11 protein-coding genes and 1 pseudogene are annotated in these 11,753 nt (G+C 69.7%); 3 read left to right on the plus strand and 9 right to left on the minus strand.

Features of this window, described 5'->3' with window-relative positions:
- Positions 1 to 62 precede the first annotated feature (62 nt).
- Positions 63 to 1,058 (minus strand): Bug family tripartite tricarboxylate transporter substrate binding protein, encoded by a 996-nt coding sequence (locus ACFJGX_RS24325; RefSeq protein WP_382323528.1) that lies wholly within the window; start codon positions 1,056 to 1,058, stop codon positions 63 to 65.
- Between the two features lie 46 nt (positions 1,059 to 1,104).
- Entirely contained in the window at positions 1,105 to 2,322 is a 1,218-nt protein-coding gene (locus ACFJGX_RS24330) for a M20 aminoacylase family protein (protein ID WP_382323527.1), read from the minus strand.
- Positions 2,323 to 2,414: 92 nt separating this feature from the next.
- On the opposite strand from ACFJGX_RS24330, the gene ACFJGX_RS24335 reads away from it, so the two are divergent.
- On the plus strand, positions 2,415 to 3,395 hold the full coding sequence (locus ACFJGX_RS24335; RefSeq protein WP_382327231.1) for a LysR family transcriptional regulator: 981 nt from the start codon (positions 2,415 to 2,417) through the stop codon (positions 3,393 to 3,395).
- Between the two features lie 2 nt (positions 3,396 to 3,397).
- Here the strand turns inward: ACFJGX_RS24335 and ACFJGX_RS24340 are convergent.
- The 3 genes and pseudogenes from ACFJGX_RS24340 to gcl all read right to left on the minus strand — a co-directional run bounded on the left by ACFJGX_RS24340 (position 3,398) and on the right by gcl (position 6,968).
- Positions 3,398 to 4,335, minus strand: a pseudogene (locus tag ACFJGX_RS24340) (2-hydroxy-3-oxopropionate reductase).
- A complete protein-coding gene (gene hyi / locus ACFJGX_RS24345; protein ID WP_382323525.1) occupies positions 4,332 to 5,150 on the minus strand; it encodes a hydroxypyruvate isomerase in 819 nt (272 codons plus the stop codon). The pseudogene ACFJGX_RS24340 and the gene hyi overlap by 4 nt, the downstream one beginning before the upstream one ends.
- Positions 5,151 to 5,180: 30 nt before the next feature.
- On the minus strand, positions 5,181 to 6,968 hold the full coding sequence (gcl, locus tag ACFJGX_RS24350) for a glyoxylate carboligase (protein ID WP_382323524.1): 1,788 nt from the start codon (positions 6,966 to 6,968) through the stop codon (positions 5,181 to 5,183).
- 136 nt (positions 6,969 to 7,104) lie between these two features.
- Between gcl and ACFJGX_RS24355 the strand changes: the two genes are divergently transcribed.
- Positions 7,105 to 8,019, plus strand: a complete 915-nt coding sequence (locus tag ACFJGX_RS24355) for a LysR family transcriptional regulator (protein ID WP_382160660.1) — start codon at positions 7,105 to 7,107, stop codon at positions 8,017 to 8,019.
- 6 nt (positions 8,020 to 8,025) lie between these two features.
- On the opposite strand, the gene ACFJGX_RS24360 is transcribed toward ACFJGX_RS24355, so the two are convergent.
- Positions 8,026 to 8,505, minus strand: coding sequence for an Lrp/AsnC family transcriptional regulator (locus ACFJGX_RS24360; protein ID WP_382160664.1), 480 nt, complete (start codon positions 8,503 to 8,505; stop codon positions 8,026 to 8,028).
- Positions 8,506 to 8,575: 70 nt separating this feature from the next.
- Between ACFJGX_RS24360 and ACFJGX_RS24365 the strand changes: the two genes are divergently transcribed.
- Complete coding sequence (locus tag ACFJGX_RS24365; RefSeq protein ID WP_382323523.1) at positions 8,576 to 9,535, plus strand: EamA family transporter; 960 nt, start codon at positions 8,576 to 8,578, stop codon at positions 9,533 to 9,535.
- Here ACFJGX_RS24365 and ACFJGX_RS24370 read toward each other — a convergent pair.
- From ACFJGX_RS24370 to ACFJGX_RS24380, 3 genes are read right to left on the minus strand one after another with little or no spacing between them, the layout of a single operon-like run.
- The gene (locus ACFJGX_RS24370) at positions 9,498 to 10,199 is read right to left on the minus strand and encodes an alpha/beta hydrolase (protein ID WP_382323522.1); all 702 of its coding nucleotides are present in this window, start codon (positions 10,197 to 10,199) and stop codon (positions 9,498 to 9,500) included. The two genes, ACFJGX_RS24365 and ACFJGX_RS24370, sit on opposite strands and share 38 nt — an antisense overlap.
- Positions 10,200 to 10,234: 35 nt before the next feature.
- Positions 10,235 to 11,536, minus strand: a complete 1,302-nt coding sequence (locus ACFJGX_RS24375; protein ID WP_382323521.1) for a TRAP transporter large permease — start codon at positions 11,534 to 11,536, stop codon at positions 10,235 to 10,237.
- On the minus strand, positions 11,526 to 11,747 hold the full coding sequence (locus ACFJGX_RS24380; RefSeq protein ID WP_382323520.1) for a hypothetical protein: 222 nt from the start codon (positions 11,745 to 11,747) through the stop codon (positions 11,526 to 11,528). The genes ACFJGX_RS24375 and ACFJGX_RS24380 overlap by 11 nt, the downstream gene beginning before the upstream one ends.
- Between the last annotated feature and the right edge of the window lie 6 nt (positions 11,748 to 11,753).

An 11,753-nucleotide genomic window follows, 5' to 3' on the forward strand; every position in this document is an offset into this window, starting at 1 on the left:
AGTCTAGCGACCCCAGGGTACATCGGGTTACAGACTGGTAACATCCGAAACCCACCCCCGACTCACTCGCGCATGTTCGCGAATTTCACCAGGCCCGCGTACTTCTGGAGGTCGGCGCGCATGATCTGCGCCAGGTCTTCGTTGCCGGCCGGCGGAATGGCGCCGCCCGCCTCCAGGCGCTGGCGGAAACCCGGCTCCGCCAGCCCCGCCTTGAGCGCGGCCGAGAGGCGCTGCGCGATCTCCGGCGGCAGTCCGCGCGGCGCGGCGAGCGCGAACCAGCCGACCAGGTCGTAGCCCTTGAGTTGCGGGTGCTCACCCAGCGCGGGCACCTGCGGCAAGGCAGGAAAGCGCTGCGCCGAGGTGATGCCCAGCGCGGTGATGCGCCCACCCTGAAGGAAGGGAGCGGCGGCGGTGGGCGAGACGATGGCGAAGTCCAGCGTGCCGCCGGCCAGATCGCTGGTGAGCGCGCTGGTGCCGCGGTAGGGAATGTGCGTGATGAACAGGCCGGCGCGCTGCTTCACGAGTTCGCCCGCGAAGTGCAGCGTCGAGCCCACGCCCGAGCTGCCGTAGCTGTACTTGCCGGGGTTGCGCTTGACCAGCGCGATGAACTCGTCGAGGTTCTTCACCGGCATCCCGGATCCGGCCACCAGCAGCACCGGCGCCGTGGCGATGAGGCCGATGGGCGTGAGGTCCTTGATCGGGTCGTACTTCTGCGCCGGGTTCACCAGGCCGGTGGCGGCCATCTCGTTGCTCGAACCGGCCAGCAGGGTGTAGCCGTCGGCCGGGCTGTTGACCACGCGCTGCGCCGCGACGATGCCGGCCGCGCCCGAGACGTTCTCCACCACCACCGTGGTGCCGAGCTTGGCGGTGAGCACGTCGGCGACCACGCGCGCGGCCATGTCCACCGAACCACCCGGCGCGTAACCCACCACGATGCGGATCGGCTTGGTGGGGTAAGTGCCCTGGGCCAGGGCCGGGGAAGCCACACCGACGAGGGCGGTGGCACCGAGGGCGGCGATGGCCGCGCGCCGGGAGAACGAGAGGAGCGGGTGGGACATGGTGGCGGTGCCTTCGTGGGTTGCGGGACAGGAGATGCGGCGCCGCTCAGCTCGCGGGCGCCAGGAAACGGCGCGCCAGCTGCACCCAGTAGCTCGCGGCGATGGGCAGCATGGCGTCGTTGAAGTCGTAACCGGGGTTGTGCACCATGCAGCCGCCGCTGCCGTGGTGCTCGCCCACGCCGTTGCCGACGATGAGGTAGCTGCCCGGGCAGTGCTCCAGCATGAACGAGAAGTCTTCGCTGCCGGTGAGCGGCTGCAGCTCGGGCAGCAGGCCCTCGTCGCCCAGCCAGTCGCGCGCGACCTCGCGCGCGAAGCGCGTGCTCTCCACGTGGTTGACCAGCGCGGGATAGCGCCAGTGGTAGTCCACCTCGGCGCGCACGCCCAGCGTGGCGGCCTGCGCCTGCACGAGCGCGGTGATGCGCTCGCGCAGCATGGCGCGGATCTCGGGGCGGTAGGCGCGCACCGTCAGGCGCATCTGCACGCTGCCGGGGATAACGTTGGGCGCGTCGCCGCCGTGGATCGCCCCCACGGAGATCACCGCCATCTCGCGCGGGTCCACGTTGCGCGAGACGATGGTCTGCAGCGCCACGATGATGTGGGCGGCGGCCACCACCGGGTCGGCCGCGAGGTGCGGCGAGGAACCGTGCCCGCCCTGGCCCTGCACCGTCACCATGACCGAATCGGACGAGGCCATGAACGGCCCTTCCTTGAAACCGAACTGGCCGACAGGAAAGCCCGGCATGTTGTGCAGCGCGTACACCGCGTCGCACGGGAAACGCTCGAACAGGCCTTCTTCGACCATGCGGCGGGCGCCGCCCAGGCCTTCTTCGGCCGGCTGGAAGATCAGGTTCAGCGTGCCGTCGAAGCCCCCTTCCTGCGCCAGGCAGCGCGCGGCGGCGAGCAGGATGGCGGTGTGGCCGTCGTGGCCGCAGGCGTGCATCTTGCCGGCCACGGTGCTCGCGTAAGGCAGGCCCGTGGTTTCCTGGATGGGCAGCGCGTCCATGTCGGCGCGGATGCCCAGGCGGCGCGTGCCCTGCCCCCGGCGCAGCGTGCCCACCACACCGGTGCCGGCCAGGCCCCGGTGCACCTCGTAGCCCCACTCGGCCAGGCGGGCGGCCACCAAGTCGCTGGTGGCGAACTCTTCGTAGGCGAGTTCGGGGTGGGCGTGGATCTGGTGCCGCAGGGCCACCATCTCGGCAGCGGTCTCGCGCACGGCGGGCAGCACTTGGTGAATGGCGGCAGCGTTGTCGATGCAGAAGTTCATGCCAGCGAGTCTATGAACCGCCCCCCGCGCGGGGTAGACAGGTCAAACTGCTCGACGCTCGCCGCTGCCTGTCGTGGACATAATGCCGTCATATGAAAGTGCACCAGCTCCGCTACCTCGCGACGGTGGCCGCCGAAGGCAGCATCCGCGCGGCGGCGCGCTCGCTGGGGCTGAGCCAGGCCACGGTGACGCAGGGGCTGCGCGAGCTGGAGACGCACGCCGAGATCGCGCTGCTCACGCGGCACGGCCACGGCATCGCCCTCACGCCGGCGGGCCAGGATCTGCTGGTCCACGCCCAGCGCGTGACGGCCCAGCTGCGCGAGGCCGAGGAGGCGCTGGCGCGCCACCGCGACTCGGGCGCCACGCAGCGGCTGTCGGTGGGTGTCACGCCCTGGGTCGCGCAGACGCTGCTCGCGCGCGTGGTGCCGGCCTTCCGGGCGGCCCTGCCGCACGTGCAGCTCGAGTTCTTCGACGGCCTGTCCGCCCTGGCCTACCCCAAGCTGCGCGAAGGCAGCTTGGACCTCATGATCGGGCGCATCGCCCCCGACGACGCGATGCAGGGCCTACAGGCCATGCCCCTGTTCAGCTACGACATGACGGTGGTGGCGCGCCTGGGCCACCCGCGCAGCGCCGCGCGCTCGCTGGCCGAGCTGCTCGACGACGACTGGATCCTCAACTTCGCGCCGATCGAGCGCGCGATGATCCTGGACAACCTGTTCGGGCAGCACGGTATCGAGCCGCCACGCCAGCGCATCCACCTCGCGCATTCGGCCTCGCTCATGCTCACGCTGGTGCAGCAGACCGACATGCTCAGTTTCTGCCCCTGGCCGCTGGTGGAAACCGCCAGCCTGCGCGACCGCTTGGTGGCCCTGCCCCTGCGCGAACGCTTCCGCTCCCACCTGGTGGGCGTGGTGCGCCGCGCGCAGGAAACGCCCTCGCCCGCGGCGCGCAGCTTCATCGCGCTGTTCCTCGACGCGATGCGCCACTGGGCGGCCTCCCCCGACCACCCCGAGTGGCGCCATGTGCTGCGCTCGGTCGAATTGATCGACCCCGGCGCCGCCCCGGACGCCTGAGCTCAGGCCGCCGGTTCGGGGGCGATCTCGTGCTTCGCCATCAGCTCCAGGCTGCGGCACAGGGCCGAGTGGTCCAGCCCGGCCATGCCGTGGGCGGCGCAGCTTTGCATGAGCTGGGCCGCGCTCGCGGTGTGCGGCAGGCTCAGGCCCAGTTCCTTCGCGCCCTGCAGCGCGAGGTTCAGGTCCTTCTGGTGCAGCTCGATGCGAAAACCCGGGTTGAAGGTGCGCTTGACCATGCGCTCGCCATGCACCTCCAGGATGCGGCTGGCCGCGAAGCCGCCCATGAGCGCCTGGCGCACCTTGGCCGGGTCGGCGCCGGCCTTGCTCGCGAACAGCAGGGCCTCGGCCACGGCCTCGATGTTGAGCGCCACGATGATCTGGTTGCGCCACCTTGGTGGTCTGACCGTCGCCGTTGCCGCCCACCAGGGTGATGTTCCTGCCCATGGCGGCGAACAGCGGCTGGGCGCGGTCGAACGCGGCCTGCGGGCCACCCACCATGATGGTCAGGCTCGCGGCCTTGGCGCCCACCTCGCCGCCGCTGACCGGGGCGTCCAGGTAATCGCAACCCAGCGCGTTGATCTTCTGCGCGAAGGCCTTGGTCGCCATGGGGCTGATGGAGCTCATGTCGATCACCAGCTTGCCCACCCGGCCGTCCGGGCCGGTCGCGCTGTCTTTCAGGCCCTTGGCGCACGCCGGTCTCGCCGAACAGCACGTCGTCCACGTGCGGTGTGTCGGGCACCATGGTGATCACGATGTCGGCGCGCCGCGCCACCTCGGTGGCGTTGGTGCACACGGTGGCGCCGGCTTCCGCGAAGGCCGCCGGGATCTTGCCGCGGCTGGTCACGAACAGCGCATGCCCGGCCTTGAGCAGGTTGAGGGCCATGGGCGCGCCCATGATGCCCAGGCCGACGAAGCCGACCTTGAGTCCGTCCTTGGTCATGCCGGTTCTCCTTGCAGTTCGAGCGTCTGGCCGTGCGCGGCCACCCACGAGAGGCCTCTGTCCGTGCCGCCGGGGCCGGGGTCGCGTGGCTTGTATTCACAACCGATCTGGCCGGTGTAGCCCAGGTCGTCGATGGCGTCGAACAGGTAGCGGTAGTTGATTTCGCCGGTGCCCGGCTCGTGGCGGCCGGGCGTGTCGGCCAACTGCATGTGGGCGATGCGCGGCAGCAGGTCCTTGATGGTGCTGGTGAGCTCGCCCTCCATGCGCTGCGCGTGGTAGATGTCGTACTGCAGGAAGAGGTTGTCCGAGCCGACCTCGTCCATCAGGGCGATCGCCTGGCGCGGGCGGTTCACGAAGAAGCCGGGGATGTCGAAATGGTTGATGGGTTCGAGCAGCAGGCGCACCCCTTGCTGCTTCGCGGCCTCGGCCGCGAAGCGCAGGTTGCCCACCAGCGTGGCCTGCGCCTGCGCGGTGCCCGTGCCCTTGGGCGGAATGCCGGCCATGCAGTGCAGGTTCGGCGCGCCCAGTGCGGTGGCGTACTGCAGGGCGCGCGCCACGTTGGCGCGGAACTCGTCTTCGTGACCGGGCCAGCAGGCCTTGCCGCGTTCGCCGGCGGCCCAGTCGCCCGCCGGCATGTTGTGCAGCACCAGTTGCAGCTGGTGCTCGGTCAGGCGCTGCCTGATCTCGTCGGGCTGGAAGTCGTAGGGGAACAGGAACTCCACCGACTTGAAGCCCGCGCGCGCGGCGGCGGCGAAGCGGTCAAGAAAGGGCAGCTCGTTCCAGAGCATGGAGAGGTTGGCGGCGAAGGTCGGCATGGGAAGGTGTCCTTGTCTCTGTTCTCGGGTTCAGTCCAGCAGGCCCACCGTCTCCAGGCCCTGCGGGGCGCGGCAGTCGATGGCCTCGAATTCGTTGATCTTGTCGATCTCGGTGCCCATGGCGATGTTGGTGACGCGCTCCAGTATGCATTCCACCACCACCGGCACGCGGTGCAACGCGGCGAGTTGCTGCGCTTCGCGCAAGGCGCCCTGCAGCTTCTCGGGGTCGGTCACGCGCAGGGCCTTGCAGCCCAGGCCCTCGACCACGGCGACGTGGTCCACCCCGTAGCCGCGCAACTCGCCCGCGCCCTCGTCCAGGTTCTGGTTGTCGAAGGCCAGCTGCACGCAGTAGTCCATGTCGAAGCCGCGCTGGCTCTGGCGGATCAGGCCGAGGTAGGAGTTGTTCACCAGCACGTGCACGTACGGCAGGCGGAACTGCGCGCCCACCGCGAGTTCCTCGATCAGGAACTGGAAGTCGTAGTCGCCCGAGAGCGCGACCACGTTCTTCGTCGGGTCGGACGCCACCACGCCCAGCGCGGCCGGCATGGTCCAGCCCAGCGGGCCGGCCTGGCCGCAGTTGATCCACTGGCGCGGGCCGTAGACGTGCAGGAACTGCGCGCCCGCGATCTGCGACAGGCCGATGGTGCTCACGTACACCGTGTCGCGGCCGAACACCTGGTTCATCTCTTCGTAGACGCGGTGCGGCTTCATCGGGATCTGCTCGAAGTGCGTCTGGCGCAGCATGAGGCGCTTGCGCTCGGCGCAGCGGCCGGCCCAGTTGGCGTAACTCGGCCAGCGGCCGGCGGCCTTGCGCTCGCGCGCCACGTCCACGAACAGCTGCAGCGCGGCCTTGGCGTCGGACACGATGCCGTAGTCGGGATCGAACACGCGGCCGATCTGCGTGGGCTCGATGTCCACATGCACGAACTTCCGGCCCTTGGTGTAGGTCTCCACCGAACCGGTGTGGCGGTTGGCCCAGCGGTTGCCGATGCCGAGCACGAAGTCGCTCGCGAGCATGGTGGCGTTGCCGTAGCGGTGGCTGGTCTGCAGGCCCACCATGCCGGCCATGAGCGGGTGGTCGTCGGGGATCGTGCCCCAGCCCATGAGGGTGGGGATCACCGGCACGCCGGTGAGCTCGGCGAACTCCACCAGCAGGTCGGCCGCGTCGGCGTTGATGATGCCGCCGCCGGCCACGATGAGCGGCTTGGTGGACGCCGCCAGCATGTCCAGCGCCTTCTCGATCTGCCGGCGGTTCGCGGCGGGCTTGTAGACCGGCAGGGGCTCGTAGGTGTCGGGGTCGAATTCGATCTCGGCCATCTGCACGTCGAACGGCAGGTCGATCAGCACCGGCCCCGGGCGGCCCGAGCGCATGAGGTGGAAGGCCTGCTGGAACACGCGCGGCACCAGCGCGGGCTCGCGCACCGTCACGGCCCACTTGGTGACCGGCTTGGCGATGCTCTCGATGTCCACCGCCTGGAAGTCTTCCTTGTACAGCCGGGCGCGCGGCGCCTGGCCGGTGACGCAGAGGATGGGGATGCTGTCGGCCTGCGCCGAGTACAGGCCGGTGATCATGTCGGTGCCGGCCGGGCCGCTGGTGCCGATGCACAGACCGATGTTGCCGGCGCGCGCCCGGGTGTAGCCCTCGGCCATGTGCGAGGCGGCTTCCACGTGCCGCGCCAGGATGTGGCTGATGCTGCCGCGCTGGCGCATGGCGGCGTAGAACGGGTTGATGGCGGCGCCGGGCACACCGAAGGCCTGCGAGATGCCTTCCTTCTCCAGCACACAGATGGCGGCTTGCGCCGCGGTCATTCGGGCCATGATGCGATTCCTTACCTGGGTTGAGGGACTGGGTTCGATGCTAGGGAGAACCCTTCCTCTTGGGAATGGCAGCGGCGGTACGCTGATTCGATACTCCAGGTATGCAATGAGCCGCCAACGGCGTTAACATGCCGCCATGGACCGCTTCAAGGAAATCGAGGCCTTCGTGATGGCGATGGAGCACGGCAGCCTGGCCGCCGCCGCGCTGCACGCGGGCATCACGCCGGTGATGATGGGCCGGCGCATCGACGCGCTGGAGCGCCGCCTGGGCACGCAGCTGATCCACCGCTCCACCCGGCGCCTGGCGCTCACCGAGCAGGGCGCGGGTTTTCTGGACGAGTGCCGCACGCTGCTGGCGCAGTGGTCGGCCGCCGAGGCCACGGTGTCGGCGCAGAAGCACCGCGCCAGCGGCCACCTGGTGGTGTCGGCCCCGGCGGCCTTCGGGCGCCTGCACGTGGCGCCGCACGCCAGCGCCTTCCTCAAGGCCAACCCCGAGGTCAAGCTCTCGTTCAACCTCACCGACCGCGTGGTGGACCTGGTGCGCGAGGGCTACGACCTGGGCCTGCGCATCGGCGGCGCGATCGACCCCAACTTCGTCGCCGTGCACCTGGCCACCAACCAGCGCGTGGTCTGCGGCACGCCAGCCTACTTCCGCAAGCACGGCAAGCCGCGCACGCTGGACGACCTGAAGGAACACAACTGCCTGGCCTTCAACCTGCAGGGCGGCCAGCAGCGCGGCTGGTACTTCCAGCAGGGCGATCGCACGGTGACGGTGCGCGTGGAAGGCAACCTGGACTGCAACGACGGCGAGCTGCTGCACCGCTGGGTCAGCGAGGGCATGGGCCTGGGCTGGCGCTCCACCTGGGAGATCCAGGCGCAGCTGCAGCGCGGCGAGCTGGTCACGGTGCTCGACGAATTCGCCCTGCCCGCCTACGACATCCTGGCCGTCTACCCACAGCAGCGGCACCTGCCGGCCAAGGTGCGCTTCTTCATCGACCACCTCAAGAAGGTCTACGCGCGGCCCGGCTACTGGCTGCGCGAGACACCCTGAGCCGCCTCAGGCCTCGCGGTCGGCGGGCAGCTGCAGCGGGCGGTCTTCGAACTCGGTGTTGAGCACCACGGTGCTGGTGGTGCGCGCCACGCCGGGAATGGCCTTGATCTTGTAGAGCACCTCTTCCAGCGCGCGCGCGTGGGTGGTGCGGATCTTGGCCAGGAAGTCGTGTTCGCCGGCCACGCTGTGCAGCTCCAGCACCTCGGGCAGCTCGCGCAGGCGCGGCGCCACGTCGCGGCAGTGCGCGCCGCCGTCGTTGCGGATCGCCACGAAGGCGGTGAAGCGCAGGCCCACGCGGTCCGGGTCCACGCGCAAGGCGAAGCGTTCGATCACACCGCGCTCGGCCATCTTCTTCACGCGCTCGTGCACGGCGGCCGTGGACAGGCCCACCTCGGCCGCCACCTCGGCGTAGGAACGCCGGCTGTCAGCGCTCAGAACCGTAAGAATTCTGGCGTCCGTGTCGTCGATATTGATATTTGCTTGCATACGACCGATATTGTGATCAAAATGCAGTCATTAAGCGATCTGCCGAATAATTTCCGCCAATTAACTCGCGATGCCTGCCATTTTCAACCTGAATCGCCTGGACCGCCAGACCCTGCGCCTGGGTGGCGCCCTGCTGATCGTCTACCTGGTCTGGGGCACGACCTACTTCGCGCTCGACGTGGCCATGCAGTCCCTGCCGCCCGTGCTCATGAACGGCGCGCGCTTCGTGCTCGCGGGTGTGTTGATGCTCGGCATCGCGCGCTGGCAGGGCCAGGCCTGGCCGACGGCGGCGCAGTGGCGCGCGAGCGCCCTCATCGGCGGCCTGATGGCTTTCGCCGCCATGGCGCTGGTGGTGCTGGCGCAGAAGGCCGGCATCGGCTCGGGCCTGATGGCCACGGTGGTGACCACCATGCCGATGTGGCTCGCGCTGTGGACGCGCTGGGGCGGCGAGCGCGTGCCGCTGACCAGCTGGATCGGCCTCGCGCTGGGCGCGGGCGGCGCGCTGCTGCTGGCGCTGGAGGGCGATTTTTCGACCACGTTGATGGGCTCGCTGTGCGCCTTCGGCGCGCCCTTGGCCTGGAGCCTCGGTTCCTACGCCTCGCGCCGCATGGCCCTGCCACCACCGGCCATGGCCTCGGCCGCGCAGTGGCTGCTGGGTGGCCTGCTCGGGCTGGTGGTGGCCGCGCTGTGGGAGCCGGGCGCGCGCACCGTGGCCTGGCAACAGGTGTCGCTGGCCTCGGTGCTGGCCTGGTTGTACCTGGTGGTCATGGGCACCATGGTCACGCTCAACGCCTACCTCTGGCTGCTGAAGAACACCACGGCGGCGCTGGCGGGCAGCTACTCCTTCGTGAACCCCGTGGTGGCGCTGTGCGTGGGCGTGTGGCTGGGCGGCGAGCGGCTCACCGGCTGGGTGTTCGTCGCGATGCCGGTGATCGGCCTGGCGCTGGCGCTGATCCTCTACGGGCGCGACATGGCGCGCCTGGCCGGCACGCTCATGCGTCGGCCAGGACCTTCAACAACCACACGTTGAGGTCGTCCACCTCCTGCGTGCTCACGGTGTGTTCCATCGGGTAGCTGTGCCATTCCACCGCATACCCCAGGCGCTGCAGCTCGTCGCGCGAAGCGATGGCGCGGTCGATGGTGACCATGGGGTCGTCTTCGCCGTGCGCGAGGAAGATGGGTGTGTCGCGGTTGGCCTCACCGCGCTCGGCGGCGGTGGTTTCGGCGATCGGCAGGTAGCCTGAGAGCCCCGCCAGCCCGGCCAGGCGCTGCGGCGCGCGCAGGCCGGTCATGAGCGTCATCGCGCAGCCCTGCGAAAAGCCCATGAGCACGATGCGGTGGGCCGGCACGCCACGCGTGACCTCGCGGTCGATCAGGCCCTGCACCAGGCCTTGCGCGGCGCGCAGGCCGGCCTCGTCTTCGAGGCGCGGCACGGCCGGGTTCGCACTGGGCGGGTGGATGTCGTACCAGGCGCGCATGCGGTAGCCGCCGTTGAGCGTGACCGGCAGCACCGGGGCGCTGGGGAACACAAAGCGCACCGGGCCGAGCGCGCGCAGGTCGAGCTCGCGCGCGATCGGCACGAAGTCGTTGCCGTCGGCGCCCAGGCCGTGCAGCACGATGATGGAGGCGGCGGGCTGGGCGGCGGCGTCGCCGCCGCTCACCGCTTCAAGGGTTTCGAGGAAAGGGGTGTTCATGAACGGCAGCATAGCGCCACGCGGGCGCCATGCCGCTATTCAATGAACCCTGGCAGCCACAGCGACAGGGCCGGGAACGCGCACAGGATCAGCAGGCGCACCACGTCCACCGCGATGAAGGGCATGGTGCCCTTGTAGATCGCGCCCAGCGGCACGTCGCGCGCGATGGAGTTGATCACGAACACGTTCATGCCCACGGGCGGGCAGATCATGCCGAAGGTCACCGCCATCACCACGATCACGCCGAACCACACCGGGTCGAAACCCAGCTGCATCATCGCGGGGAACACGATGGGCACGGTCAGCAGGATCATCGCGAGCTCGTCCATCACCGCGCCGAGGATCAGGTAGCCCACCATGATGAGCGCGAGCACGCCATACGGCCCCACCGGCAGGTGCACCAGGAACTCCACCGCGTTCTGCGTGAACTGGGTGATGGTGAGGAAGTAGCCGAACAGGTAGGCGCCGACCACGATCATCATGATGGCCGAGGACACGCGCAGCGCACCGATGAGGGCGGCCTTGATCTGTTTCCAGCCCAGGCGCCCGCGCAGCATGCCGATGGCCAGCGTGCCGATCGCGCCCACGCCGGCCGCTTCCTGCACGGTGAAGATGCCACCGTAGATGCCGCCCAGCACGAACACAAACAGCACCACCACCGCCCAGAGCGGGCGCAGCGAGGCGAAGCGCTCGCCCCAGCCCAGGCGCTCGCCGCGGGGCATGGTGTCGGGCCTCAGGCGCGCCACGATCGCCACCACCACGCTGTAGAAACCGATCGCCATGAAGCCGGGGATGATGCCGGCGGCGAACAGCTTGGTGATGTCGGTCTCGGTCATGATGCCGTAGAGCACCATGATCACCGAGGGCGGGATCATGATGCCCAGCGTGCCACCGGCCGCGATCAGCCCGGCCGAGAAGCCCGGGTGGTAACCCGCGCGGCGCATCTCGGGCAGGGCCACCTGCGTCATGGTGGCCGCGGTGGCGACCGACGACCCGTTGATGGCCGAGAAGCCGCCGCAGGCCGCGATGGATGCCAGCGCCAGGCCGCCGCGCCGATGGCCGAGCCAAGCCCGCCCCGCCTTGAACAGCTCGGTGCTCATGCCCGAATGCGAGGCGAAAGCCCCCATCAGGATGAACATCGGGATCACGATGAGGTTGTAGTCGGTGAGCACCGACAGCGGCACGTTGGCCAACAGGTTCAGCGCGGGCGTGGTGCCCGAGAGCAGCGCGAAACCGCCCACGCCGGCGATGCCCATGGCGACGCCGATCGGCACGCGCACGGCCATGAGGGCGAACATGCCCACGAAGCCCAGCAGGGCCACCAGATCACGATCCATGGGCCGCTCCTGGCACGTCGTCGTCCACCGGCTCGGGGCTGGCCGCGCGGCCCTGCCACAGGTGCACCAGGCGCACCAGCGCCAGCACCCCCGCCACGCTGGCGCCCACGGCCGCCACGCTGTAGAACCACTGAAGCGGCAGGCGCAGGTCCATGGTGCCCTGGCTGCCGGTGCCGCCCACCTTGACCCACACCATCCACGCCAGGGGCACGAGGAA

The sequence above is a fragment of the Hydrogenophaga sp. UC242_50 genome, assembly GCF_042697355.1.
GTDB lineage: Bacteria > Pseudomonadota > Gammaproteobacteria > Burkholderiales > Burkholderiaceae_C > Hydrogenophaga.